The 25506-nt window shown below is 70.9% G+C and carries 27 protein-coding genes and 1 tRNA gene; 21 read left to right on the top strand and 7 right to left on the bottom strand.

The genetic code is table 11. From position 1 onward, the window contains the following. Nucleotides 1–24 precede the first annotated feature (24 nt). Entirely contained in the window at nt 25–168 is a 144-nt protein-coding gene (locus ACFZ8E_RS17580; protein WP_405043356.1) for a hypothetical protein, read from the top strand. 4 nt (nt 169–172) lie between these two features. Here the strand turns inward: ACFZ8E_RS17580 and ACFZ8E_RS17575 are convergent, their stop codons facing one another. After that, nucleotides 173–1615 (bottom strand): protein adenylyltransferase SelO, encoded by a 1443-nt coding sequence (locus ACFZ8E_RS17575; RefSeq protein WP_405043355.1) that lies wholly within the window; start codon nt 1613–1615, stop codon nt 173–175. A gap of 215 nt (nt 1616–1830) precedes the next feature. Here ACFZ8E_RS17575 and ACFZ8E_RS17570 point away from each other — a divergent pair. The 4 genes from ACFZ8E_RS17570 (at nt 1831) to ACFZ8E_RS17555 (ending at nt 3617) form a co-directional block, all read left to right on the top strand. After that, nucleotides 1831–1907 (top strand) — tRNA-Met (locus ACFZ8E_RS17570). 155 nt (nt 1908–2062) lie between these two features. Then, nucleotides 2063–2818: a CDP-diacylglycerol diphosphatase gene (locus ACFZ8E_RS17565; RefSeq protein WP_243937991.1), complete on the top strand. Its 756-nt coding sequence runs from the start codon at nt 2063–2065 to the stop codon at nt 2816–2818. A gap of 219 nt (nt 2819–3037) precedes the next feature. Continuing rightward, on the top strand, nt 3038–3274 hold the full coding sequence (locus tag ACFZ8E_RS17560) for a hypothetical protein (protein WP_147726758.1): 237 nt from the start codon (nt 3038–3040) through the stop codon (nt 3272–3274). A 97-nt stretch (nt 3275–3371) separates the two neighbouring features. Next, the gene (locus ACFZ8E_RS17555; protein ID WP_187274660.1) at nt 3372–3617 is read left to right on the top strand and encodes a hypothetical protein; all 246 of its coding nucleotides are present in this window, start codon (nt 3372–3374) and stop codon (nt 3615–3617) included. Here the strand turns inward: ACFZ8E_RS17555 and ACFZ8E_RS17550 are convergent. After that, on the bottom strand, nt 3592–4086 hold the full coding sequence (locus tag ACFZ8E_RS17550) for a hypothetical protein (RefSeq protein ID WP_405043354.1): 495 nt from the start codon (nt 4084–4086) through the stop codon (nt 3592–3594). The genes ACFZ8E_RS17555 and ACFZ8E_RS17550 overlap by 26 nt on opposite strands. A gap of 480 nt (nt 4087–4566) precedes the next feature. Here ACFZ8E_RS17550 and ACFZ8E_RS17545 point away from each other — a divergent pair, with 480 nt between their 5' ends. Further along, nucleotides 4567–5814, top strand: a complete 1248-nt coding sequence (locus tag ACFZ8E_RS17545; protein ID WP_405043353.1) for a glycosyltransferase — start codon at nt 4567–4569, stop codon at nt 5812–5814. 231 nt (nt 5815–6045) lie between these two features. Further along, complete coding sequence (locus ACFZ8E_RS17540) at nt 6046–6465, top strand: hypothetical protein (protein ID WP_243949321.1); 420 nt, start codon at nt 6046–6048, stop codon at nt 6463–6465. 49 nt (nt 6466–6514) lie between these two features. On the opposite strand, the gene ACFZ8E_RS17535 is transcribed toward ACFZ8E_RS17540, so the two are convergent. Further along, entirely contained in the window at nt 6515–6760 is a 246-nt protein-coding gene (locus tag ACFZ8E_RS17535) for a hypothetical protein (RefSeq protein WP_147726754.1), read from the bottom strand. A 592-nt stretch (nt 6761–7352) separates the two neighbouring features. Here ACFZ8E_RS17535 and ACFZ8E_RS17530 point away from each other — a divergent pair. The 3 genes from ACFZ8E_RS17530 (at nt 7353) to ACFZ8E_RS17520 (ending at nt 8267) form a co-directional block, all read left to right on the top strand. After that, on the top strand, nt 7353–7703 hold the full coding sequence (locus ACFZ8E_RS17530) for a hypothetical protein (protein ID WP_405043351.1): 351 nt from the start codon (nt 7353–7355) through the stop codon (nt 7701–7703). 145 nt (nt 7704–7848) lie between these two features. Beyond that, nucleotides 7849–8082: a hypothetical protein gene (locus ACFZ8E_RS17525; protein WP_147841013.1), complete on the top strand. Its 234-nt coding sequence runs from the start codon at nt 7849–7851 to the stop codon at nt 8080–8082. Between the two features lie 14 nt (nt 8083–8096). Beyond that, complete coding sequence (locus ACFZ8E_RS17520) at nt 8097–8267, top strand: hypothetical protein (protein ID WP_187275350.1); 171 nt, start codon at nt 8097–8099, stop codon at nt 8265–8267. A gap of 188 nt (nt 8268–8455) precedes the next feature. On the opposite strand, the gene ACFZ8E_RS17515 is transcribed toward ACFZ8E_RS17520, so the two are convergent. Next, nucleotides 8456–8833, bottom strand: coding sequence for a DUF4440 domain-containing protein (locus ACFZ8E_RS17515; protein ID WP_147841012.1), 378 nt, complete (start codon nt 8831–8833; stop codon nt 8456–8458). A 411-nt stretch (nt 8834–9244) separates the two neighbouring features. Here ACFZ8E_RS17515 and ACFZ8E_RS17510 point away from each other — a divergent pair, with 411 nt between their 5' ends. Continuing rightward, a complete protein-coding gene (locus tag ACFZ8E_RS17510; protein WP_147726746.1) occupies nt 9245–9487 on the top strand; it encodes a hypothetical protein in 243 nt (80 codons plus the stop codon). Between the two features lie 73 nt (nt 9488–9560). Here the strand turns inward: ACFZ8E_RS17510 and ACFZ8E_RS17505 are convergent, their stop codons facing one another. Further along, entirely contained in the window at nt 9561–10832 is a 1272-nt protein-coding gene (locus tag ACFZ8E_RS17505; RefSeq protein WP_405043350.1) for a hypothetical protein, read from the bottom strand. A gap of 232 nt (nt 10833–11064) precedes the next feature. Continuing rightward, a complete protein-coding gene (locus ACFZ8E_RS17500; protein ID WP_147726742.1) occupies nt 11065–11364 on the bottom strand; it encodes a hypothetical protein in 300 nt (99 codons plus the stop codon). Nucleotides 11365–11662: 298 nt separating this feature from the next. Here ACFZ8E_RS17500 and ACFZ8E_RS17495 point away from each other — a divergent pair, with 298 nt between their 5' ends. The 7 genes from ACFZ8E_RS17495 to ACFZ8E_RS17465 all read left to right on the top strand — a co-directional run bounded on the left by ACFZ8E_RS17495 (nt 11663) and on the right by ACFZ8E_RS17465 (nt 20020). Further along, on the top strand, nt 11663–12454 hold the full coding sequence (locus ACFZ8E_RS17495; protein WP_243949319.1) for a DUF3108 domain-containing protein: 792 nt from the start codon (nt 11663–11665) through the stop codon (nt 12452–12454). Between the two features lie 85 nt (nt 12455–12539). After that, on the top strand, nt 12540–12974 hold the full coding sequence (locus ACFZ8E_RS17490) for a hypothetical protein (protein ID WP_405043349.1): 435 nt from the start codon (nt 12540–12542) through the stop codon (nt 12972–12974). Between the two features lie 235 nt (nt 12975–13209). Further along, nucleotides 13210–13413, top strand: coding sequence for a hypothetical protein (locus ACFZ8E_RS17485; RefSeq protein WP_147726737.1), 204 nt, complete (start codon nt 13210–13212; stop codon nt 13411–13413). Nucleotides 13414–13573: 160 nt separating this feature from the next. Next, nucleotides 13574–13768, top strand: a complete 195-nt coding sequence (locus ACFZ8E_RS17480; protein WP_147726735.1) for a hypothetical protein — start codon at nt 13574–13576, stop codon at nt 13766–13768. Between the two features lie 345 nt (nt 13769–14113). After that, complete coding sequence (locus ACFZ8E_RS17475) at nt 14114–14404, top strand: hypothetical protein (RefSeq protein WP_147726733.1); 291 nt, start codon at nt 14114–14116, stop codon at nt 14402–14404. Nucleotides 14405–14551: 147 nt separating this feature from the next. Then, nucleotides 14552–17470: a bifunctional [glutamine synthetase] adenylyltransferase/[glutamine synthetase]-adenylyl-L-tyrosine phosphorylase gene (locus ACFZ8E_RS17470; RefSeq protein WP_405043348.1), complete on the top strand. Its 2919-nt coding sequence runs from the start codon at nt 14552–14554 to the stop codon at nt 17468–17470. 126 nt (nt 17471–17596) lie between these two features. Next, the gene (locus tag ACFZ8E_RS17465) at nt 17597–20020 is read left to right on the top strand and encodes an MASE4 domain-containing protein (protein WP_405043347.1); all 2424 of its coding nucleotides are present in this window, start codon (nt 17597–17599) and stop codon (nt 20018–20020) included. On the opposite strand, the gene ACFZ8E_RS17460 is transcribed toward ACFZ8E_RS17465, so the two are convergent. After that, entirely contained in the window at nt 20004–21107 is a 1104-nt protein-coding gene (locus ACFZ8E_RS17460) for an OpgC family protein (RefSeq protein ID WP_405043346.1), read from the bottom strand. The genes ACFZ8E_RS17465 and ACFZ8E_RS17460 overlap by 17 nt on opposite strands. 390 nt (nt 21108–21497) lie before the next feature. On the opposite strand from ACFZ8E_RS17460, the gene oxlT reads away from it, so the two are divergent. The 3 genes from oxlT to ACFZ8E_RS17445 all read left to right on the top strand — a co-directional run bounded on the left by oxlT (nt 21498) and on the right by ACFZ8E_RS17445 (nt 25504). Further along, nucleotides 21498–22784, top strand: a complete 1287-nt coding sequence (gene oxlT, locus ACFZ8E_RS17455) for an oxalate/formate MFS antiporter (protein WP_147726225.1) — start codon at nt 21498–21500, stop codon at nt 22782–22784. Between the two features lie 138 nt (nt 22785–22922). Continuing rightward, on the top strand, nt 22923–24686 hold the full coding sequence (oxc, locus tag ACFZ8E_RS17450; protein WP_405043345.1) for an oxalyl-CoA decarboxylase: 1764 nt from the start codon (nt 22923–22925) through the stop codon (nt 24684–24686). Nucleotides 24687–24811: 125 nt separating this feature from the next. Then, nucleotides 24812–25504, top strand: a complete 693-nt coding sequence (locus ACFZ8E_RS17445) for an alpha/beta hydrolase (RefSeq protein ID WP_405043344.1) — start codon at nt 24812–24814, stop codon at nt 25502–25504. Nucleotides 25505–25506 lie beyond the last annotated feature (2 nt).

The raw sequence follows: 25506 nt of genomic DNA, 5'->3' as shown, positions 1-25506 counted from the left end.
TCCACCGTCGCGAGACCTTCGCCCGTGAGCCCACTCAAGATCGCCGCCGCGGTCGCCGTCTGCGCCCTGCTGTTCTGGCTCGGCCTGCGCATCACCCGCGTGATGGTCGACCTCGGCATCAGCGCCGGGCATGCCGAGGCGCGCCGGCGCGAGGAGGAGGAGCGCTGAGCCCCTATCCGACGGGCAGCGGCGCAGTGCCGTAGGCCTCCGCCATGCGCGCGATCGCCGCGAGCTTGTCCGAGAGCGCCGACCAGTCGTCGGACGACGCGATCGGCGCCCAGAGCGCCTCGACCTCGTCGATCAGCAGCGTGCACGGCCGCGCCTGCGCGAAGTAGGGGTGGGCGAGGTTCGCCCCGGCGGCGGGCGCCATGCCCTGCAGGGCCGCGCGCACCGGCGCAAAGCTCTCGCCGGCATAGAGCGCGGCGGACGGGCTCGCCGCGGCACGGTCCGCGCTGGCCGTCCCGCCGTACCAGTCGAAGAACGTCTGCTCGAACGGGGCGCCGCTCTCGGCCAGGAAGCGCCAGAACGCCCCGACCAGGCGATCGGTCGCCTCCTCGCCCGCCTCAGCGAGCCCGAGCCGCGCGAGCAACGCGTCCGCGAACCCCTCCTGTAGGGCCGGGCCGAAGCCCTTGAGCGCGGCTTCGAGATCCGCCTGCGGCGCCAGCGTCAGCAGGCAATCCGCCAGCCGGGCGAGGTTCCAGTACAGCGCCTCCGGCTGCCGGCCGAAGCTGTAGAGTCCTTGCGTGTCGAAGTAGGCCGCCGTGAAGTTCGGGTCGTAGGCCGGCAGCCAGCGCCACGGGCCGTAATCGAAGCTCTCGCCGGTGACGTTGATGTTGTCGGTGTTGAGCACGCCGTGGACGAAGCCGGCCGCCGCCCATTGCGCGCCCATCCGCGCGACCCGCCGCGTGACCTCGCCGAGGAACGCGACGGCCCGCTCGGCCACCGACTCGCGCCAGAGATCGGGCATGTGGGTGGTGATCGTGTGATCGAGCAGCCGCGCGACGTTGCCCGGCTCGTCGAGCGCCAGGAAGCGCTGGAAGCTGCCGATGCGGATGTGGCCGTGGCTCAGGCGCACCAGCACGGCCGAGCGGGTGGGGGAGGGCTCGTCGCCGCGCTCCAAAGCCTCGCCGGTCTCGATCAGGCTGAAGCTCTTGGAGGTGTTCACGCCCTGCGCTTCGAGGAGCGCGGTGGCCAGCACCTCGCGCACGCCCCCCTTCAAGGTCAGGCGCCCGTCGCCGGCCCGCGACCACGGCGTCGTGCCGCTGCCCTTGGTGGCGAGATCGAGCAGGCGCCCGTCGCGCAGGTCGTGCAGCTGCGCAAAGAGGAAGCCGCGCCCGTCGCCGAGATCGGGATTGTACGAGCGGAACTGATGGCCGTGATAGCGCAGGGCCAGCGGCGCCGGGAACGAGCCGAGCAGGGGCTCGAACCGGCCGAACCGCGCGATCCACTCGGCGTCCGACAGCCCGTCGAGGCCGACGCGCGCGGCCCAGGGCTGGTTGCGGACGCGCAGGATGGTCTCGGGAAAGCGCGCGGCCTCGACCACGTCGAAGAAGTCGCCGCCGAGGTCGGCATGGCGGCGGGAGGGCCGCGCCGCTTGGGATGGGAAGTCTGACAAGGAAACGGCCCTCGCTGGGTTCCGGCATTCGAACGACACGCAGTGCGATAAGCCGCCCCGGCCCGATCCGTTGCGGCCCGGCGGAAGCGACGCAAACCGGTCCCGAAAAAACCCGGGCTCCATCCCGAAACAGGGCGTTGACACCGCAAGCCGCCGTTCCCTATACCGCCGATCTCCGAACCGGCCGCCTGCCCGAGCAGACGGCCGCGGGCTGGGGCGGGGTAGCTCAGCTGGTTAGAGCAGAGGAATCATAATCCTCGTGTCGGGGGTTCGAGTCCCTCTCCCGCTACCATTTCTTCAACCCGCCCAGTCTCGACGTGGCGGGTTTTTTCATGCCCGCAGGGTGCTCGAAAGCCGTGCTGCAAGGCGCGATCGCCGATGCGACGCGGCGGGGGTGATCGCGGCCGCCTCGGGCGGACGGCGCGTCGGGGATCCGGGAGGGACGTCATGCGCTGGATCGTGCCGACCGCGATCGTTCTCGCCGCGCTTCCCGCGGCCGCCCGCGCCGCCGGCGATCCGAGCCGGGACGTGCTCTGGGCGGCGCTGAAGACCTGCGTCCTCGCCAAGAGGCTCGCCGACCGGACCTTTCCCTGCCTCGACGTCGATCTCGGCGACAAGGACCGGCCTGGGACGGCGGTGCTGCGCGCGCCGGGCGAGCCGACCCACGTCGTCGTGATGCCGACGGACACGGTCGCCGGGCTCGAGGCGCCGGTGCTGCGCGGGGCGCGGGGGATCGCCTACTGGCGCGCCGCCCTCGCGGCCCGGCGCTTCGCATCCGCCCCGCTGAAGGGCCGCGTGCCGGTGGAGGAGGTCGGCCTCGCGGTGAACTCGGCCCGGGGCCGAAGCCAGGACCAGCTGCACATCCATCTCGACTGCATCAAGCCGCGGGTGCTGGCCGCCCTGCGGACGCACGGCCACGGCATCCGCGCCACCTGGGCGCCGTTCCCGGTTCCCCTCGCAGGCGACCGCTACCTCGCCCTGCGGGTGACGGCTGCCGAGGCGGAACGCTTCAACCCGTTCGCAGCGCTCGTCCGCCTGCCGGGGCGTCGGGACCTGCGGCAGACCAGCCTCGCGGCGGTCACGACCCCGGCCGGCGATCCGGATCCCGGCTACTACGTGCTGGCCTATCGGGCGCCGCGGGCGAGCGCCGAGGACCTGATGGATCACACCTGCGGGGCGGCTGACGGAGCCGCGACGCCGTAGGCCGCGTGCCGCCGGCGTCGACCGTCATCCGCAGGTCGCTCCGTGCCGTCGAGCCGAACCGGATCGGGGCCGACGAGGCGAAGCGTCATCACGCGCGAGCGCCTTCGCGCGACAACCAGTTGCCTCGACAAGGCGATCCCGGCGCTTATCCTCCACCGATGCGCTTTCCCGAAGCCAGCCGTCACCACGTCCAAGGCGGCCTGCCGCTCGATCGTCCGGATGCCTGAGACGTCGGACCGATCGCCGCGCTGCGTCCACTACGTCGGCTTCAAGGACGATCGCTACTGGAACGCCGTCCGGATCTTCGGCGGTCCCCGGGTGATCCACCGCCGCTGGGATTGGTTCGCGGTCCACGATGTCGGGCCCGACGACGTGGTCGTGTTCGCCGAGGGCGATGCCAGCCAGCCGATGGCGGCGTGGAACGCGACCGACATCGACGAACGCTGGCTCACCTGAGCCGCCGGCCCGCCGTACGCCGGACCATGATCGGGCTGCGGCACTCGGAGCAGCGCGAGCGTGCGAACCGAACCCGGATGGCGGCCGTTGATGCGCCATGACCGATCCGACATCCGCCCCAGCGTCCGACGCGATCATCGACGCCCGCCGCCGCGAGATGGCGGTCGAGCACCTGCTGTTCGGCACGATCCGCTTCGTCGCGCAGCGCCATCCGGAGCTCCTCGACGAGCTCGACGGCAGCCTCGACCACCTGTGGGACAAGGCCCACGGCGAGGCCCGCGACGACGAGGCGGTGCGCGAGATCGCGCGGCGCTTCATCAAGAGCCTGCACGCCGAAAGCTAGCAGCCGCACGGCCGCCCGCGACCTCTCGGGTTCGATGTCCCACAGGGCCGCCTTCGAGGCGGGCGGTGCCGCAGGCGGCCGGCACCGCCAGCCCCGGACCGATGCGGTCGGTGGAGAACGCATCCTCGCGTGTCGGCCGCCGTTCGTGCCGGTGCCGTCGGTTTCGGCGCGTGGTGGTGTTGTCACATAGCCCGCTGAGGTCCGGCCACGGCGAGCGCGAGACCCGCAACCCGCACTTAATTTCTTGCTTTGGGAGTGCCGGCGCGTCCGCCAGGCGACCGGCACCTTGCAGCGCGGGTGCAGCGCGAAACTTCAGGACGTGCGGCACCGCGCAGGCGCCGTGGATCGCATCGATCAGGTCGATCGCAACAACCCGCCTCTGCAGGTCGAGTGCCGTGTCGAGAAGCGGCCCGAACGCGCCCGCGCCGACCTTGCCGACCCGGACGTCGATCCGACCGAACGGCCGCAAGGGGCTCGGCGGCGATGGCCGCCACCGCCTCGGGATCGGTCGCGTCGGTCGGGATCGCGACCACCTCGTCGTTGCCGACCCGGAACTCATGACCGCGTGGCATCGGGCCCACCGATACGGCGCGCGGCCGGAACGACGCAGCCCGCGCGCGCCATGAACGCCCCAGCGGCCGCATGGGCGATACCGCTCGATGCGCCGGTCAGGACGACGGTCACCATTTGAGTTCGGACATGCTCGCGCTCCGTCGCGACGTGCTTCGCGAGGCGAGCAGGTCCGGGTTCGCGTCCTGCGCGAGACCCTTACGACATAGGCGTTTGCCGGGTTGGGGTGCCACGGCCCGATCGTGCAGGCGAGAAGAAGCTTGACCGCGGCAACTAGTACGAACGCATTATACTAGGAAATCCGGCCTATGACTTATGTCATATGCGCATTCTTAAGTTTGTTGAAGTCAAAGGCCGGAATTTATCGTAATAGAGCGCAATGCAGGTGCATCTCGTTACGCTCGGCTCACACGGCGACGTTCTGCCGTTCCTTGCGCTCGCCTCCGCCCTCAAGCGGCGCGGTCATGCCGTCGCCCTGGCGGCGCCGGCGCCGTTCGGCGGGCTGGCGAAACGGGCCGGGGTCGATTTCCACGCTCTCGGCACGCAGGCGGATTACGAGCGCACCATCCGGCACCCGGATCTCTGGCATCCGCGGCGCGGGGTCGCACCGCTTCTGCGGACCCTGTCCTCGGCGACCGAGCCGGTGTTCGACTGGCTGCGCACACGGTGGTCGGCCGAAGGCGGTGTCGTCGTGGCCTCCCCCAACAGCCTCGGCGCCCGCGTCGCGCAGGACAAGCTCGGCCTGCCCCTGGTGACGCTCCACGTCGCGCCGTTCCTGATCGAGAGCCGCCGCGACGCCCCCGTGCTTCCGGGCCTGCCGCTGGCGCACCTCCTGCCGTCGCGCACCCGGCATTGGCTCGGGCGGGGCGGGGATCGCTACGTCGTCGACCCGGCGGTGCTGCCCGGCCTGAACGCGTTTCGGGCGACCCTCGGCCTGCCGCCGGTCCGCCGGCTGCGCCACTGGTGGAACAGCCCGACGCGGATGGTGCTCACCTGCCCGGACTGGTTCGCCGAGCCGCAGCCCGATTGGCCCGAGCAGGCCGTGCAGGTCGGCTTTCCGCTCTCGGATCGCTTCGGTGACCGGGACGGGCTCGACCCGGAGGTGGCGGCCTTCCTCGACGCGGGCGCGCCGCCCATCGCCTTCACCTACGGCTCGGGAATGCGCCAGGGTCGGGCGTTCTTCCGCACCGCGACCGCTCTGTGTCGGCGCATGGGCCGCCGCGGCATCCTGCTGGCGCCGCAGGCCGATCAGGTCTCCGACACCCTGCCGCCGGAGATCCGGCACGTGGCCTACGCGCCGTTCAGCGCGCTGCTGCCGCACTGTGCCGCCCTGGTCCATCACGGCGGCATCGGCACCGTGGCGCAGGCGCTCACCGCCGGCATCCCGCAACTCGTCGTTCCGGTGGCGTTCGATCACTTCGACGAAGCCGCCCGCCTGAGGAAGCTCGGCGTGGGGGCGACGCTGAGCCGTCGCCGGTTCACGCCGTCACGCGGCGCGCGCGTCATGGATCGGCTCCTGACCTCCCCGACCGTGGCGGACGCCTGCCGCGAGGCCGCGCAGCGGGTCGCGCACGAAGACGGGCTCGGCGCGACCTGCGATGCCGTCGAGCAGGCGATCGCGGCGTGAGCCTCGGCATGACCACGAAACGTCGGTCGCACCCGGTGACGGGCGACGGCCCGGCCGATCGAGCGGTCGCGACCGTCGGGGCGACCGTCTGCGTGAGGTCAGGCTCGCGACCGCGACCTCCGCGGCACCTGACCACAGGCTCCGAACCGGGTGGCGAACGGACGGTTGGCCTCGCGACCATGGGTGGCATGGGCAGGCCTGCCCGGCATGTCGCGACGAAGGAGGTTCCGGGTGCCGTTTTCACCGAACAAGGCGATCTGCGTCCTCGGCTGCGTCGCCTGCCTACTGGGGCCGGCATGGCCTGCCGCGGCGCAGAGCACGGGCTACGTCACCGGCTTTCCGGGCAAGGATCCGGCCGGCGACGACGAGATCGGGTGGGGGCCGGCCTACAGGCCGGAGACGAGCTTCTCGCAACCCGGCACGCCGCCGACGCCCGGCGATTTCGCGGGCGCGGCCTATCGGGCGCGCACGGGCCGCGGGCCCTACGACGACGTGCAGAACGTCCGTAGCATGCGGCAGGTCCGTACAGAGCCCAGCGAGCGGTTCGCGACGGCATCGCAGCGCATCGTCCGCGCGCGTCGGATCGGCAAGCGGTCAGCGGCCGCACACGGCCACGTCCGGCACCGGGCGGCACGGCAGGCGATCCGATGAAGGGGCCCTTTCGCGTCGACCGCGACGCGTCTTCCGCGCGAGGGCGACGCTACAGGAAGTCGATCTTCCGGGCGAAATAGTCGCTGTGCGGATTGACGCCCATCGGCTCGGACGAGACGAAGGGCCGGGCCGCCTGGAACACGATCATCGCCATGATGGCCGCCATCGACCCTCCGACCGGTGCCGATACGATGGCCAGGACCGGCGAGTATTTCCAGAGCAGCAGAGTCGTGATCGCGAGCCCGACGGCCGACGCCAGCACGATCCGAAAGATGCAGCATTCCGACGGTTGCATGCTTGCCTCCCAACCTGAGCACGTAAATCATAGGTTGTTAACATTGCCAAACATTCAATCGTGCCGTGTGTGCGTACTCATCCGCAAGGCATGACCGTGGCTTACCGCGTGCAGGCTTCGGCCTCGCGGTTTTTCGGAAGGCTGTTGCACCCCGGTCACGCTGGATCACGGCGGGCAACGCTCCGCCGGCGGCGTCTCCTGCAATCATCCTGGCACCGACCTTGCTCCGGATGGTGCACCGCGACGTGTTGCGACGCAGCGTGCGCACCGGCACGTCACGGCCGAGGTCGGATCGCCATCTCTGGATCGACGCAGATCGCGGTGCGGCTGCACCGCCGGCGGATCGCTTCGCCACAACCGGTAAGGATGCCAAGCATGAAACTGAAGCTGTTCAGCTACGCGATGATCGGGGCCTTCGCTTTCGGCCTCGTTGCGACCGTCATCGGGACGGCCAGCGTGATTGTCGGCTTCTGACCGAAGGACTTGGGGCGCGCGCGACGGGGCAAGGTCCCGCCGCGCGCGTCCCATGCTGGATCGGACCCACGCATTCAGGGCCCTGGTTCGGCGGTGATCGAACGCTAGGTGCGTGTGCTTGAGCGACGGCGATCCGCCGGCGCGAGCCGGATACCGTCCCATGGCCTTGGAAAAGCATTCCGATCAGGATGCGCACCTTTCCGCCACCGATCCGAACATTGTGGCCTTCGCCATGATCGAGGGTGGGCGGGTGATCCACGTCGAGATCCCGGTCGACGTGATGCATGCCGAGTTCGGCGCGACCAAGCTCGGGCCGGTCGACTTCTTCGAGTCGCATCGTGCCGTGATCGAGGGAACCGCGAAGCAGACCTATGAGCGCCTGTCCGAGCCGAGCGACCGCGTTCGGATCGGTGCTGCGGATTTTGCCGCGCCGGGCTCGCGGGCCAATGCGGCGGACGAGGTGACCTGACCGAGGACGACCCGTCGAGGCTCCCCGGCTCGGACGCGAACGGCACCGCGGATCATGCCGCCGGCGCCGCTCGGAACATCGCGACGCGCTTGCGAGAACCGCGACCGATCACAGGACGTTGCTCTTCCGAACCGGAGAGTCCCCCATGCCCGATCAGGTCGCCAACACCGAAGATCTCGCGAACACCACCTACGACGCCGGCCGTCCCGCCGACGCTGGGGAAACGCGTGATGCGCCAGCCGCCCGGAAGCCGGAGGAAGGCCTGACCGACGCGACCAGTTCCGAGCCGCTCCCGGTGCCGGGAGAGGATGCCGAGGTCGGCCTGGCCCAGAAGGGCACCGGCGAGGCCGCGGTCGTCCGCCGCGAAACCGAGATCTGAAGGACCGTGTCCGCATGACCGACGACACCACCGACACCCAGGCCCAGCGGATGCCGCAGGGAAAACCGAAGCCGAACGGCGCGGCGATCACGCCCCAGGACACCGTCACCGGGGAGACCAAGCCGGGCGCGGGCCCGATGGACCGGCCGGGAACGGAGGCCGAGGATAAGGCTCGGCGTCCGTAGGCCGCCAGGCGCGGCTGGACCCGACGACGCGAACTCGCAACCTGTCCCGAACGCGGATCGGCGCGAGCCGCTGGGTTCGCCATGCCATAAGGTCCGATCGGCGAAGCGACGCCGCCACGCCGTCCCGTCGAGGCCGCGAGGCCTCCGGCAGCGTGACGGCATCGGCGCTTTCGGTGGGACGGACCCGATCAGCCGGTCTTCTCGACGGCGCTCGGCAGGACGAGCGGCGGCGTCTGCTGGTGCTGGATCACGCGCCAGACCTCGTGCGACACGCGTCGATAGGTCGAGGTGCAGTTCGCCTGATACGCCTCGTCGTCGCGCGCGGCCTCGACGTGGTAGGCGACCACGATGATGCCCTCCTGCGGCCGGGCGATCTGGCCCTTCGAGAACGCGACCTCGGTCCATCGCGGCGTATGAGCGACGGCCTCGATCGCCTGGGTGCCGCTGAGCACGAAGGGCGGGTGCGGCAGCACCATGAGGCACTCCTCGTCGACGAGCTCGCGATAATGGTCGGGACTGCCGTCCCAGAGGCTCTTCTCGAAAGACCAGACCCGGTCGTCGTCCATGGCGTTCACCTCAAGCAGCGGGAAGTCCCTCGGAGAAGTGCGGTCGCACCGCTTCGTTCCGTCGTGCCGCGACCCTGCGAGCGGGTCGACCGCTTGAAGCTCGGGTCGTCCGAAACCGTAAAACGGTATCGCCGACGCGCCCGAACGCGCTTGGCCCGACGTCGCGCAACGATCTTCGCAGAGGGTCATTCCGGCTCGGCGAGGGCCCGCACTGTGCTTCGGAAGCCTTGTCGGACCACGGCCGAACTCTGACGCCGGGCCGGACGCCGCAGTCGCTTTCCGGTCGGCCGAAGCTCCGATATCTAAATTCGGCACATCATCGACGGCATCGCTCTTGCCGAAACTTGGTGCGTTCGCCATTTCTTGTCTCACTCACGGACAAGCGGGGGCCCGCGATCCGGGATCGAAACGATGTCCTCATCAACGACGGAACGGCTCCTCGATGTCGGCGGCCCCTTGAGCCGCCGATCGACGGTCATCGCCAACGTGCGCTGGTTCCGAAAGCTCGCCGCGCGCGCGCTTCGCGACGGCGCGCCGAATGCGGAGGTGCGGGCGGCCAACGCCCGAGCCGCCGCGCGCATCCTGATCCGTCAGGGGAAGCGCGAAGCGCTGGTCGACCGCATGATCCGTGAGACGCAAGGGGCCGACGTTTAGGCCTTCCGCACCGATCCACGCCCTTCGCGAACAGTCCGCCGGCGCGCCGCATCCACGCACCGGCGGCCGACGGTCAGTGCCCGGCCGGCGCCGGCTGACCCGGCTGGAGCCAGGTCTTCAGCGCGTCGAGCCAGCCGGCAGGCAGCACGACCCAGCTCGGCAGGGCGGGCAGGACGTTGGCGGCCGAGCCGTTCCAGCGGCCGGCGAGGGTCTGGCGGCTTTCCGCATCCATCTCGCGGATCTTCATGTCGAGGATCTTCTCCTGGATCGGCAGCGTCTGCATCTGCGCCTGAGCCGACTGGGCGTTCTTCATCGCCACGAAGGTCAGGTCGATCGCCTTCTGGATCTCGGGGTTGTCAAAGGTCAGACCCTCGGCGTAGCCGAGCGTCGTCACCGTGATCCCCATCGGCTCGTAGACGCGCCGGACCTCCTTCTCGACGGCCTCGATGATCGCGGCCTTGCCGTGGATCGCCTCGTCGGTGGTGCGGCGGCCGAACTCCTTGGCCATCGCCGCCTGGACGGTGCGGTGGACGTTCTCGTCGACCACCTCGGCCAGCGACTTGCCCTGGATCACGCTCGCGAAGTTCACCTGCGGGTCGCTCGCGTTGCCGCCGGTGGCACGCGCGCCGAACCAGTAGACGAACTTGCTCGCATCCTCCTCCTTCACGAAGGCCGAGACGACGACGCCGGTGCGCAGGGTCACCGATTCCGCGGTCTCGAAGCGGATGCCCTGGTCCTTGGCCGAGGTGCCGCGATCGGTCGAGCTCACCCATTCGCGCGAGACCGGCGACCGGTCGACGAGCATCAGCCGCGCGGCGGGCACGTAGTAGTCGTAGGCCCAGCCGGGATTGCGGATCAGCGTGTGCGGGATCTGGACCCGCTTCATCGCGACCTTGCGCTCGTTCAGGAACTGCTCGGACATGAAGGCCGCCTGGCCGGACTTCGATTCGCCGACCTCGGGGATGAGGAAGGCGGTCTGGTTCGGCAGGACCTCGACGAATTCCGGGTAGTCGCGGGTGTCGTAGTAGGCCTGCGCCGGCTCGGGCTGCGCCTCGACCAGCAAGCCCGCGACCGCGAGCCCGGCATATCCGGCCCCGCGCCGTCCGACGCACCAGATCGCGGCGATCAGGGCCAGGGACAGGATTGCCGCGAACGGGCCAGCGCCGTTCAGGGCCGTCGCGGCCCAGGCGGTCTCGGCCGCCGGCCAGTCGGCATCCTGGAACTGGCGGGCCGCGATGCGCCCGGCCTCCGCGGCGCCGAGCCGGTCGCCCGGCCCTGCACGCAGGACGAAGACATCCGTGCCGACGACGAGCGTCGTCAACGCGATACGAAGCGTGGTGCTCATGGATGGGGGTCTGCAGCGAGACGTGAGATGCCCCAGATGGCCTGGGGCCGTCACCGTGGGCGGAGGGCACGCCGGAGTCTCGCCGGGGCCGCGTCGCGCGGTGCTCGCCGACCGGGATGGCGGCGAACGACGGTGATCATCGCGCCGCGTCGTGTGCGCCGCAACACCAAAGCGACAGGCGGTGCGTGCGGCGCGGACAACGAAGCCATGCGACCCTTGCAGGTCGCCGGCCTCACCGGCCGAGGGACGGGCCGCCGGCCGCACCGCCGGTGCCGGGCGGTCCGCTGGTCGGCGTCCCGCCGATGTTCACGCTCGGGGTGGTACCGGGCACGGACGAGTTGCTCGGGTTGGCCTCGTTGCCGCGGGTGATCGGGCTCGGGCCGAGGTCGCGCGCTCCGCCGCCAACACCGCCGGTGCCGGGAGGGGCGGTGACGCCGGTATTGCCGGCGCCGCCCGTGACGATCTGCGCCGAGGCGGGACCGCTTAGGAGAACTCCGAGCGCGGAGGCGAGTGCGATCGTCGAGCGTGTCATCGGGCCGTCCATTTTATGAGAGGTCGCACGGCAACGGACGGAAGCAGACGCGGTTCATCCGAAACCCGGGGGATTCGGCAGGTCGACCACCGGCCTATCCTCGGCGGCATCGCTGCGAGGTCGCTCAAGTCGCTCTTCGATGGCTGGCACCGCTTCTCGACCGGTCGACGGGGTTGCCCTAGGCTTCGGCGACACGAGGATGTCCGGCATGCGAGGGCACGGGGTGAGGAGCGTGCGTTTCCCGAAGCGATCACGTCCGTCGGCCCCGCCGTCGACGTTCTCTGCGGTGCTCGTGGCGATGGTCGCCCTCGTGCCGGCGGCGTCCGCGGCGCCGCGCGGGGACGGATCTCGGCACGTCGTCGTGAAGTACGGCCTCAGCTTCCTCAATCTCGGCGTCGGCACCGCGGATCTCACGGCCGACCTCACCCCCGAGCGCTACGCGATCGGCCTCACCGGGCGCCTCACCGGTCTCGCCGGCTGGTTCTTCCAGGGCGACGGCACGGCGCGGTCGAGCGGGCGCCTGTCGCCGGCCGGGGCGGTGCCGAGCACCTTTCGGATCGACAGCCGCTACGGCACCGCACCGGTGCGCGTGCTGGTGACGTTCGATGCCGGCACCGTCCGCAAGGCGGAGGTCGAGCCCGAGCCGCAGCCGAAACCCGATCGCGTCCCGGTCACCGCCGCCGACACGACCAACGTCACCGATCCGATCGGCATGCTGGCGGTGCAGGTCGGCCCCGGCCCGCTGGTCCCCGCCATGTGCGATCGGCGCATCCCGGTCTTCGACGGCGCCGCCCGCGCCGACATCGCGCTGTCGCGCGGCACGGTGGTCCAGGTCGCCGCCGGGCCCTACCGCGGGCCCGCGCTCGAGTGCCGGATCCGCTGGATCCCGGTGGCGGGCCACCGCGCCAAGGGTTCGTCAGTGCGCCGGATGTCGGAGAACGACGACATGCGCGTGCGCCTGGCCCCGATCACGGAAGCCGGGCTGCTGCTGCCGCTCTCGATCGCCGTCGGCACCGGCTGGGGCACGGCGCGCATCGAGGCGACGAGCTGGAATGCCGCGCCGGCCAAACCCGCCCACGCGGATCCATGAGGCCGGCTCGGGGCTTTCGGCATCGCGGCCCATGTTCGGACCTGGCGCCCCATGCGTCGGACGAAGGCCGCAGGAGGACGATGCGATGCGACGCCCACCCTTTGCGATCCGATCGCTCGCGGCCCTGGCGATGATCGTCCTCCCGGTCGCGGGCATGCCCCGCGCCCAGGCTCAGACCGTCGCGGCGCCGCCGTCCGGCTCCGCGGCGGCGACGCCCGACAACGCGATCCTGCTCACGGTCTTCCTGAAGCACGACCAGTCGCGGCCGCTGGCCGAGCTGAACGCGCAGCTCACCCGGCAGGGGTTCTACAAGGCCTTCCCGCCGCCCGGCATCGAGGTGGTGTCGTGGAACGTCGTGATGGGCATCGGCCAGGTCATCGTCCTGCGCCTGCCGGCGAACCGGACCCGCGAGATCAACCGCGTGCTGGAGGATACCGCCTGGGGCGCCTACCGGACCGAGTTCTACCCGACCTACGATTACAGGGCCGTCGGCCTCGGCGAGCACGAGAAGGCGCAGTAGGCCGCACCGATGACGACCGGTCAGGCCCGGCTTCGGCTCGGGCCACGGCGTTGAAGGCCGCTCTCGCGAGCGTCGTCGCAGACGTCTTGCGCTCCCCGCGGGCGTCCCGCGCCGATGCCCGCCGGCGGCATCGGCGCGGCGGACACGTCGCGCGGCGGATCGCCCGATGCGGCATCTCGAGCCGATGTTTCAGACCGGACTTGGTCTGGCTCCCTGTCCGTGGCATAATCGGCGCATGAGCGATACATCAACGAACATCCATCCGTACTCCCTGGAGATCATTCCCCCGAAGGCCGACGGCGGCTCGTATCAGTGGGCCATCCGCAAGAATGGCAAGCTGACCCAGCGCTCCGACCGGAGCCTGCCGAGCGAGGCGAAGGCCCGCGAGAGCGGCCTCGGCCAGATCGAGAAGCTGCTGTCGGGCGTCGGCGACCGCTAAGGCCCACGACCCTTCGATTTGCGAGACAGGAACGGCGCGGCCCCCCAGGGTCCGCGCCGTTCCGCTTTCCGGGCGTCGTCGTCGCCGCATCCCCGGGCCGGACGACAGGGTTCGACCGCAGGACGGTTGCCATGTCCGCCCCGGCGCCAATGTAAGGCTCATGCTCGAAACGAACCGCCAAGCCCAGACCATCGTCGCCAAGCCGGACGCGCCGCCGACCCTCGACGCGCTGACGCGCCAGCGCCTCGGGCGCCATCTCCAGGCGCTCTACGAGCCGGTGATCGACGAAGCGCTCGATCCACGCCTGGCCGAATTGATGCGGCAGCTCGACGACGATCGACAGGGCGGTTCCTGACGCCGCGTTCCGAAGCGGGGGGAACGCTGCGCTCCGTCATCGGTACGGAACGTCCGACGCTTGCATGGTGCGTCGCAACGCACTATTGGTGCGTTGCGGGATAGCGATGGCGTCGCAGTCCTGCTGCCCATCTTGGGCGTTTCCTCCCTAGACTTCGGGCCGCTCCTTTCGGGGCGGCCTTTTTTCTGTCCGGGCCGTCGCGTCGACCGGGGACGACACGTCCTGGCAAGCGCGCTGATGCGCGATCCGGCGGACGGCGTTATCCTCGTCCGGCCGAAGCTGCGACCCGAACCTCGGTCCGACGGAGCGGATGCCCGGCCCCACCGCGTGCGAGGGACTCGACGCATGAGCAACGTGATTCGTCCCACCTTCGGCCGCCAGCCGCATCCCGTCGACGCGGAGTCCGACGAGGCGGCCTATCAGCCGCTTCGGGTCTACGGCGAGGCCGCCGGCCACGTCGTCGCCCTGGTCGAGGATCCCGACGCGCCGGCCGGCGCCGTGCTCAAGGTCGTGGTCGGGCCGCTTTCGGGAAACATCGTCGAGGCCGTCGCGGTCCTGCCCCGGACGGAGGCCGGCGAGATCGATGCCGAGCTCGTCGGCATGGCGGTGCTGCGCACCCTCGCGCTGATGGATTAGGGCGTCGGCCCGGGAAAGCCGCCGTTGCCGTTGCGCCGAGACGCGGCATGCGCATCCCCAAAGGCGCGGCGATCGGGTAGCGTGTCGCCCGATCGGAGGACCGCACCGGCAACCTCCCCCATCCCGGCCACGGACGGGTCGAACCCCATGCCAGCCCTCGACCCGTTGCGCGACCGCCTCGGGGCGGCCCCGGCGCTCCACGATCCGGACACCGCCGCCGCCCGGCTCGGCGACGTCGAAGGCGCATTCCCGGCGGGGTTCCTCACGCCGCCCCTGCGGGCGCTGCTCCTCGGGATCGCCGACCATTCCCCGTTCCTGTGGCGGCTGATCGCACAGGCGCCGGAGCGCTTCGTCGCCCTGGTCGAGAAGGCCCCGGAAGCGTCCGATGCGGCGATCACGGCGCGCCAGCGCGCCGCCGGGCGCGCGGGCGGCACGAAGCCGGACCTCGTCGCGATCGGGCGAGCGCTCCGGTGGAACCGGGCGGAGCATGCGCTGCTCGTCGCGCTGGCCGATCTCGGCGGGCTCTGGGACCTCCCGACGGTGACGAAGGCCCTGTCGGACTTCGCCGACGCGTCCGTCGGCGCCGCGGCCGACGCGCTCCTGCTCCAGGCGGCCGGGGCGGGGAAGCTGCATCCGCCCGACCCGGGCGACCCGCAGGCCGGTTCGGGGCTCGTCGTCCTCGGCCTGGGCAAGCTCGGCGGGGGCGAACTCAACTATTCCAGCGACATCGACCTGATCGTGTTCTTCGACGCCGCCCGCGCGCCGCTCGCCGACGGCGTCGAGGCGAAGCCCTTCTTCGCCAAGGTCGCGCAGGGCATCGCCAAGCTGTTGGAGGAGCGCACCGCCGAGGGCTACGTCCACCGGGTCGATTACCGGCTGCGGCCCGATCCCGGCTCGACCGCGGTGGCGCTCTCCACCGATTTCGCCTTCGACTACTATCAGTCGCTCGGCCAGAACTGGGAACGGGCCGCCTTCATCAAGGCTCGGCCGATCGCCGGCGATCGCGAGGCCGGCGCGCGCTTCCTGGCCGAGCTGACGCCGTTCATCTGGCGCAAATACTTCGACTTCGCCGCCATCGCCGACATCCACGCGATGAAGCGCCAGATCCACGTTGTGCGCGGGCACGAGGCCCTCGCCGTCGGCGGCCACGACATCAAGCTCGGCCGCGGCGGCATTCGCGAGATCGAGTTTTTCGTCCAGACGCAGCAGCTGGTCTTCGGCGGGCGGCGCCCGGAACTGCGCGGCAGCCGGACGGTGCCGATGCTGGGCCGCCTCACCGACGCCGGCTGGATCACCGGGGCCGCGCGGGACGAATTGCGCGCGGCCTACGCGTTCCTGCGCACGATCGAGCATCGCCTGCAGATGCGTCGCGATGAGCAGACGCAGCGCCTGCCGCTCGAGCAGGACGATCTCACCGCCTTCGCACGCTTCTGCGGCTTCGCCACGCGCGCGGCGTTCGAGGCGGCGCTCCTGCACCATGCCGGCCGTGTCCAGGCCCATTACGTGCTGCTGTTCGAGACCGCGCCGAGCCTCTCGGCCGAGGTCGGCGACCTCGTCTTCAGCGGCAGCGAGGACGATCCCGCGACGCTGGCCACGCTTTCGTCGCTCGGCTTCGCCGAGCCGGCGCGCACGATCGAGACCGTGCGCGGCTGGCATTTCGGCCGGCGCCCTGCGGTGCGCACCGCGCGCGCGCGCGCCGTCCTGACCGAGCTGCTGCCGAGCCTGGTCCAGGCGCTCGGCGGCACGGCGGAGCCGGACGCGGCGCTGAACACCCTCGACCACGCCTTCGGAAGGATGCCGGACGCGGCCGAGCTGCTGACGATCCTGCTCGCGCACGAACGCCTGCGCCTGCTGTTCGCTGACATCCTCGGCACCGCGCCGCGCCTCGCGGCGACCGTCGGGAGCGGCCCGCACGTGCTCGACGCGGTGCTCGATCCCGACTTCGTCCTGCCGACCACCGATGCGGGGGCGATCGCCGCGCAGTACCGGGCGCTGGTCGGCAGCCCGGGGGACCACGAGACCTTCCTCGACCGCAGCCGCGACGCGGCCCGGCAGCTGCGCTTCGTCACCGGAGCGCGGCTGCTTTCGGGCATCCTGTCGGCGGCCCAGGCCGGCGAGGCCTATTCCGGGATCGCCGAAGCCGCGGTCGCCGCCAGCCTCGCGGCGGTCGAGCGCGGGTTCGCGGCGGAATACGGCACGGTGCCGCAGGGGCGCTGCGCGATCCTCGCCGTCGGCCGCCTCGGCTCGCGCCAGCTCACGGCGGAATCCGACCTCGACCTCATCGTCGTCTACGATTTCGACCCCGAGGACCGCACCACCACGGGCCCGAAGGCGATCGACGCGGTGGTGGCCTACAACCGCCTCGCCCAGCGGCTCTACGCGGCGCTGACCGTCCAGACCCGGCGCGGCGGCCTCTACGCCGTCGACCTGCGCCTGCGGCCGGGCGGCGAGCACAGCCCGACCGCGGTGCAGGTGCGGGGCTTCGTCGCCTATCACCAGGACGAAGCCGAGATCTGGGAGCACATGGTGCTGACCCGGGCACGCGTGATCGCGGGCGATGCCGGCCTCGGCGGCGAGATTGCGGCGCGCATCCGCGAGACCGTGGCGCGGCCGCGCGACGCGACCGCGGTGTGCGCGGCGGTGCGCGACATGCGCGGGCTGGTCGCCCGCGAGAAGGGCCATCGCGGGCCGCTCGACCTGAAGCTGGCGCCGGGCGCCCTGCTCGATCTCGAGTTCCTGGCCCAGGCCCTCGTGCTCGGCCACGCGCAGGCCGATCCCGATCTGGTCGGCGCCACCGCCGACGCGGTGCTGGAGCGGGCCGGCGCCCGCGGGATCCTCCCCATCGACACCGCAACCCGGCTCGCCGACGCCTATCGGCTGTTCGACACGGTGCATCATTGGCAGCGGCTGGTCGGCGCGGACGGGTCGGCGCCGTCGCGCGGCGCGCTGGCCCGCATGGCCACGGCGATGGGCGTCCCAAGTGCCGAGACCCTGGTCGCGCAGATTCAGGCCGAGCGGCGCGCGACGCGTAAGATCCTTCTCGCTCTTCGACGCCCGAAGCACTGACGTCGCCGCATCGTTCGACGCCGAACGACTTCGCCGAGCTTCAAGGCGGGTATCTTAGGTTGTGGAAATCTGCCACAACCTTGACCGCTCGGCATCACCACTGGTGTCGCGCGGTCGGAGACCATCGTGAACGACGCACCGCGCCCCACCGACCTGAGGACCCTCGCCACAGCGGCACCGGGGGCGGGGCAGCGCCGGTTCGCCGGCCTCGCCTGCGCAGCCTTCACCGCGCTGACCTTCGCGCTGCTCCCCGTCGCAGGCCGCCCGATGGCCCCGATGCCGGGCTTCGTGGCGAGCTATCAGTCCGCGCTCGTCGTCGTCTACGCGGTGACCACCGTGCTGTTCTTCGCGCAGTACGGCCGCACCCGCTCGGTGCCGCTGCTGGTGCTCTCGGCAGGCAGCCTCTACGTGACGCTGATCGTCGCGGTTCAGCTTCTCAGCTTTCCGAACGTGTTCGGTGCCGACCGCATCCTCGGCTCGAGCCCGGCGACGACGACGTGGCTCTGGACCCTGTGGCATCTCGGGCCGCCGCTGTTCGCGCTCCCCTACGCGATCATGGAGGGCGACGGCCGTACGAGGCTGATCGCACCCGACCGATCCGCGCGTGCCGGGATCGCCACGGCGATCGGCGTCGCGGCGGCGGTAGCCGGCCTGAGCTACCTCGTGGTCGCCCATGTCGATCGGCTGCCGACGACGGTCGTCGGCGACGACTACTGGGCGCTGACCACCTCCGGCGTCGGGCCGGCGGTCGTCGCGCTCACCCTGGCCTCGCTGGCGATCCTCTGCTGGACGACGCGCCTGCGCAGCCTGCTCCAGCTCTGGCTCGCGGTCTCGCTGTTCCTGCTGCTCCTCGACAACCTCGTGACGCAGACGGGCGCGGCGCGCGGCACCGTCGGTTGGTTCGCCGGGCGGATCGAGGCGCTGATATCGGGCGTCGTCGTCCTGTGTGCCTACCTGCGCAAGGTCGATCTGCTCTACGGCCACGCCGAGCGCATCGCCGAGGCGCGCGAGCGCCAGCGCGCCGACCTCCAGGCCGCACGCGACCACCTTGCCATCGCGCTGGACGCCGCCGACATGGGCGACTGGGAGTTCGACCTCGCCGCCGGCGCCTCCCGCCGGAGCCTGCGCCATGATGCGATCTTCGGATACGACGCCCTGCAGCCGCGCTGGGACGTCGCGACGACCCTCGCCCACGTCGTCCGCGAGGATCGCGACGTCGCGGAGGCGGCCTTCGCCGCCGTCGCCGCCACCGGATCGCTCGACCTGCAATGCCGCATCCTGCGCGCCGGCGACGGCGCGACGCGCTGGATCGAGCTCAAGGGCCGGGCGGCGCGGGACGAGGCCGGCCGGGCGACCGGCCTCGCCGGAATCGTCGTCGACGTCACCGCCCGCCAGGACGCGGACGAACGCCTGTATCAGGCTCAGAAGATGGAGGCGATCGGCCAGCTCACCGGCGGCATCGCGCACGACTTCAACAACCTGCTGACCATCGTCATCGGCAACCTCGACATGATCGTCCGGCGCCCGGGCGACGCGCAGCGGGTCGAGCGCCTCGCCGGCTCGGCGATGACCGCGGCGCGGCGCGGTGCCGAGGTGACCGAGAAGCTGCTGTCCTTCTCGCGCCGGCAGGTGCTGCGGCCCGAGACGGTCAACCCGAACCGCCTGCTGAAGGATTTCCACACCCTGCTGCAGCGCGCCGTCGGCGAGACCGTCGCCGTCGAATTCGACCTCGACCCCGCGCTCGATCCGGTGCGGCTTGACCCCGGCCAGTTCGAGAGCGCGATCCTCAACCTCGCGGTCAACGCCCGCGATGCGATGCCGTCCGGCGGCCGCCTTCTGATCCGGACCGAGAACCTGACCGCGACGGGCGAGCCGGGTGCCGCGCCGCCGGAACTCGCGCCCGGGCACTACGTCCACGTCGCGGTCAGCGACACCGGCCTGGGCATGGAGGCCGGCACCGCTTCGCGCGCCTTCGAGCCGTTCTTCACCACGAAGGAAGTCGGCAAGGGCACCGGCCTCGGGCTGAGCCAGGTCTACGGGTTCGCACGCCAGGGCGGCGGGCAGGTCGTGCTGCAGAGCGAGGTCGGCACGGGCACGACCGTGTCGATCTACCTGCCGCATTCGAAGGAGCAGCCCGCAGCGGCCCGCCCCGAGGGCCCGATGCCGCTGCGCCGAGCGACCGACGGCGAGGTGATCCTCGTGGTCGAGGACGAGCCGGCGGTGCTCGACATGGCGGTCGAGAGCCTGAGCGAGCTCGGCTACCGCACCCTGACCGCGACCCGTGCCGCCGAAGCGCTCGCCCGCCTGCAGGGGCCGGAGCGGGTCGACATCCTGTTCTCCGACGTGGTGATGCCGGGCGGCATGAACGGGGTACAGCTCTCCGTCGCAGCGCGTCGCCTCCGGCCGGACCTGCGCGTGTTGCTCGCCTCCGGCTACACGGCGTCCGCGTTCGGCGAGGACGGCCTGCCGGCCGACCTGCCCCTGCTCAACAAGCCCTACGGCCGCGAGGATCTGGCCGACAAGCTGCGGGTGGTCATGGGGCGGCGCTGAGGCGCGCCCGGCGGTTGAGGAACCACGCCAGCGCGATCATCGCCGCGAGGCCGCCGAGGTTGACGCCCACCTGCAGCGGCCAGCTCGGCCCGAAGGTGCGGTAGCTGATCCGCCCGATCAGCGCCGCGAGGCAGCCCAGCGCGAACACTTCGAGCGAATGGCGCCCGCACCATTCGAGCGGCCGCAGGCGCGGGCTCGTCGCGAGGCGGTGGAGCACGGGAGAGCCGAACAGGAGGTAGATCAGCGCGAGGATGTGCAGGAGCCGCAGCGGCGAGACCCGGGCCTTGTCCGGCACCGCCATTTCGAACGGCCTCATATCCGGCAGGCCGAAGACGTCCCAGGGGACGGCCTGGAACAGCGAGACGGCGAGATAGGCCCAGCACGCCGCCGTGAGCCAGGCGCGGCGCGGCAGCAGTCCGTCGCCGGCCGCGATCATCACGGCGAGCGCCATCCCGATCGCGAACAGGAACTGCCAGGCGAACGGGTTGAAGTACCAGCCGTCGTCGGCCGCCGCGTTCGGCAGGTTGAGGGCCGGGTCGAGGTTGGCCAGCACCCAGACCAGGCCCGACAGGCTCAGCACCGCCCAGACGCTGCGGCGGATGCCGGCATAGTAGAGTGGAAACGCCGCCAGCAGCACGATGTAGAGCGGCAGGATGTCGAGGTAGTTCGGCAGGGCGTTGAGCAGGAGCCCGCGCCACAGGCCGGACCACAACCCCATCTGCAGCAGCGGCGCGACCCCGAAGCGCGGGACGAGGCCGGTCGCGTCCATCCAGGCGCGCACGATCAGCAGGGTGGCGAGCAGCAGGCCGGCCTGGAACACGTAGATGCGCAGGCACCGCATCGCGATCCGCTTCAGGGTCTCCGGCACGCCCGCCCGCCGGAACAGGCCGCCATAGGCCACCGTCGCCGAGTAGCCCGCAAACAGAACGAACAGCTCCGCGGCATCCGAGAAGCCGAGATTGTGCGGCGTGATCAGCGCCGGCGCGTTGTTCGGGATGTGGTCGATGAAGATGATCAGCAGGGCGAGGCCGCGCAGGACGTCAACGCGCGGGTCGCGCTTGCGCGACGCAGGTGCGGGATCGGTCACGCGGACAATCGGAGGAGGGCGCAGGGCATCGGCATCTCGGAAGGCGTCGCCGCATGCTCTCGCACGCGGCGGGCCGGTCGAGCCAGCGCGCATCGCGGCGGCGCAGGCGCGATCCGATCACGATCGAACGACGGCCGGCCGGAGCGTCCGCGGGAGACGGCCGCAAAGCGGTCTCCGCGTGAGCCGGCCGTGTGCGGCCCCTACATCGCCAAGGCGCAATCGCGCCTGGCATTTCAACCGCCTTGCGCGGAGCGGCGTCGGGGCCGAATGACAGAAAGCGGCAGGATAATACGTTTCGCAGGCCTCTTCAGGTCTGGTATATTGCATACCTGCTGAATCGATGCATGATGCAGACACGCGAACAGAGAGTCGCAGGCGGAGGAGACCGGGATGGAACGTCAGGACGCCCCTGCGGCGAAATGGTGGCAGCTCGCCTTCGGCGTGCTCTGCATGGCGATGATCGCCAACCTTCAATACGGCTGGACGCTGTTCGTCGACCCGATCGACGCGGACCACCATTGGGGCCGGGCCTCGATCCAGCTCGCCTTCACCGTCTTCGTCGCCACCGAGACCTGGCTCGTGCCGGTCGAGGCCTGGTTCGTCGACAATTACGGCCCCAAGGTCGTCGTCGCCTTCGGCGGCGTGATGATCGCCCTGGCTTGGGTGATCAACGCCTACGCGGGATCGCTGCCGGTGCTGTATCTCGGCGCGGTGGTCGGCGGCATCGGCGCCGGGTCGGTCTACGGCACCTGCGTCGGCAACGCGCTGAAGTGGTTCCCGGATCGCCGGGGCTTGGCCGCCGGCGCCACCGCCGCCGGGTTCGGCGCGGGCGCCGCGATCACCGTCGTGCCGATCGCGAAGATGATCGCCTCGAGCGGCTACCAGAGCGCGTTCCTCACCTTCGGCCTGATCCAAGGCGCGGTGGTGGTGTTCCTCTCGATCTTCCTGCGCAAGCCGAGGCATGCCGGGCCGATCCAGCGCCGGCGCCACAACCTGCCGCAGAGCCAGGTCGACCGCACCCCAAGCGAGACCGTGCGCACCCCGGTGTTCTGGGTGATGTACGCGATGTTCGTGATGGTCGCGGCCGGCGGCCTGATGGCGGCGGCGCAGATCGCCCCGATCGCCCACGACTTCCACGTCGCCGACGTGCCGGTGAGCATGCTCGGCCTGACCATGGCGACGCTCACCCTGGCGATCTCGCTCGACCGGATCTTCGACGGGTTCGGCCGGCCGTTTTTCGGCTGGGTCTCCGACCAGATCGGACGCGAGAATACGATGTTCATCGCCTTCTCGACCGCCGCGGTCGCGGTGCTGCTGCTCCTGAGCTACGGCACCACCCCGGCGGTGTTCGTGCTGGCGACCGCCCTCTACTTCGGCGTGTTCGGCGAGATCTACTCGCTGTTCCCTGCCACCTGCGGCGACACGTTCGGCTCGAAGTTCGCCACCAGCAATGCCGGGCTGCTCTACACCGCGAAGGGCACCGCCTCGTTCCTGGTGCCGTTCGGCAGCCTGATCGCCGCGGCGTACGGCTGGTATGCGGTGTTCGGCATGATCGTCGCCCTCAACCTCGCCGCGGCGGCGCTGGCGATCTTCGTCCTGAAGCCGATGCGGAGCCGCTACCTCGCCCTCGACGCCACGCTGCCGGTGCCGAAGGCCGAGCCCGTCCGGATCGCCTGAGGCGGCGGGTCCGTCGCTTCAGGGCCCGCCCCCTTCGACGATCGCTCGATCGACCCGCGCGCGGCGCGGATCCTGCGACCAGCCATCCGGGGCCGAGGCCCCGGAGCGGCCCAACATTCATCCATTCGGGAGGCCGAGATGTCCGCACGCGCCCAAGTCATCGATATGCACACCGCCGACGTCAACATGGCCGAGGCCGACACGCAGCCGGCGCTGACCGACGGCTTCCACCTCGTCATCGACGCGCTCAAGCTCAACGGCATCACCACGATCTACGGGGTGCCCGGCATCCCGATCACCGATCTCGGGCGCCTCGCCCAGGCCGAGGGCATCCGGGTGATCTCGTTCCGGCACGAGCAGCATGCCGGCAACGCGGCCGCGATCGCCGGCTTCCTGACGAAGAAGCCGGGCATCTGCCTCACGGTCTCGGCGCCGGGCTTCCTCAACGGCCTGACGGCGCTCGCCAACGCCACCACCAATTGCTTCCCGATGATCCTGATCTCGGGCTCCTCCGAGCGCGAGATCGTCGACCTGCAGCAGGGCGACTACGAGGAGATGGACCAGCTCGCCATCGCCAAGCCCCTGTGCAAGGCCGCCTTCCGCGTGCTGCACGCCGCCGACATCGGCATCGGCGTCGCGCGCGCGATCCGCGCCGCCTGCTCGGGCAGGCCCGGCGGCGTCTACCTCGACCTGCCGGCCAAGCTGTTCGCGCAGGTGATAGACGCGGAAGCCGGCGCGAAGTCGCTGGTGCAGGTGATCGACCCGGCTCCCGCCCAGATCCCGGCGCCGGAGGCGATCGCGCGCGCGCTCGCGGTGCTGAAAGGCGCCGAGCGCCCCCTGATCATTCTGGGCAAGGGCGCCGCCTACGCGCAGGCCGACGCGGCGATCCGCGAGCTCGTCGAGAGCAGCGGCATTCCCTACGTGCCGATGAGCATGGCCAAGGGCCTCCTGCCCGATACCCATCCCCAGTCGGCCGGCGCGGCGCGCTCGACGGTGCTGAAGGAGGCCGACGTGGTGCTCCTGATCGGCGCCCGCCTGAACTGGCTGCTCTCGCACGGCAAGGGCAAGACCTGGGGCGCGCCGGGCTCGAAGAAGTTCATCCAGATCGACATCGAGCCGCGCGAGATGGACTCGAACGTCGAGATCGTGGCGCCGGTGGTCGGCGACATCGGCTCCTGCGTCGCGGCGCTGCTCGACGGGATGAAGGGCGGCTGGCCGGCGCCGCCCGCCGCCTGGACCGACACGATCAAGGCGAAGAAGGACGCCAACATCGCCAAGATGGGCCAGCGCCTCCTGAAGAACTCCACGCCGATGGACTTCCACGGCGCGCTCGGCGTGCTGCGCACCATCATCAGGGAGCGGCCGGACGCGATCCTCGTCAACGAGGGCGCCAACACCCTCGACCTCGCCCGCGGCGTCATCGACATGTACCAGCCGCGCAAGCGCCTCGACGTCGGCACCTGGGGCATCATGGGCATCGGCATGGGCTTCGCCGTGGCGGCGGCCGTCGAGACCGGCAAGCCGGTGCTCGCGGTCGAGGGCGACTCGGCCTTCGGCTTCTCGGGCATGGAGGTCGAGACGATCTGCCGGTACGAGCTGCCGGTCTGCATCGTGGTGTTCAACAACAACGGCATCTACCGCGGCACCGACGTGAACCCCTCGGGCGCCGCCGACGTGGCGCCGACCGTGTTCGTGAAGGACGCGCGCTACGACAAGATGATGGAGGCCTTCGGCGGCGTCGGCGTCCACGTCACGACGCCGGACGCCCTGCGCGAGGCGGTCAACACGGCGATGGATTCGGGGCGGCCGACCCTGATCAACGCGGTCATCGACCCCGCCGCCGGCACGGAGAGCGGCAACATCGGCAGCCTCAACCCGCAGAGCACCGTGAAGCGGAAGTGAGGCGAACAGATCGGGGCTCGTAACCCGTCGATCGACGCCGAGCCCGTCATTCCGGGCTCGGCTTCGCAGCCCCGGAATGACGGGCTCGGCGTCAACGGCCTTCCGGGTTCTTCGGCGAGAACACGATGATCGATTCTCGCCTCATCGGCCGGATCGCCTTCGCGCACCGGCTGCCGACACGGCCGCCGCTGGCGCCGGGGCGGCACGCGCTCGGGCTGTTTGCGCAGCGGGACGCGATCCTGCGGGTGCCGCGTGGCATCGACCCGCGCAGGCCGACGCCGCTCGTGGTGCTGTTCCACGGCGGTGGAGGCAGCGCGGAGAAGATCCTGCCGATGCTGGAGGCGCATTCGGAGACGCGCCGCTTCCTGCTGCTGGCGCCGCAATCGCTGTTCCCGACCTGGGACCTGGTCATCGCCGGCCACGGGCCCGACCGCGAGCGCCTCGAAGCCGCGCTCGCCGAGGTCGGTTCGCGGTTCCTGCTCGATCCGGCGCGGCTGGCCTTCGCGGGGCATTCGGACGGCGGCAGCTACGCCCTCTCGTCGGGCCTGACCAACGGCGACGTGGTCACCCACGTCATCGCCTCGTCCGCCGGCTTCCTCAGCGTGCAGGTCCAGGCCGGCGCGCCGCGGATCTTCGTCTCGCACGGCACCCAGGACGGGCAGATCGCGGTCGGCCATGGCGGCCGCAGCCACGCCGCGCAGCTGGAGCGGGCCGGCTACGACGTCACCTACGTCGAGTACGACGGCCCCCACGCCTACGATCCGGCCGTGGTCGCGCAGGCGGTGGCGTTCTTCCTCGGCGAGCCGAGCCCGCCCTGACG

The sequence above is a fragment of the Methylobacterium sp. HMF5984 genome (assembly GCF_045033435.1).
Classification (GTDB): domain Bacteria; phylum Pseudomonadota; class Alphaproteobacteria; order Rhizobiales; family Beijerinckiaceae; genus Methylobacterium.
This window is presented reverse-complemented; position numbering and strand designations above follow the sequence as displayed.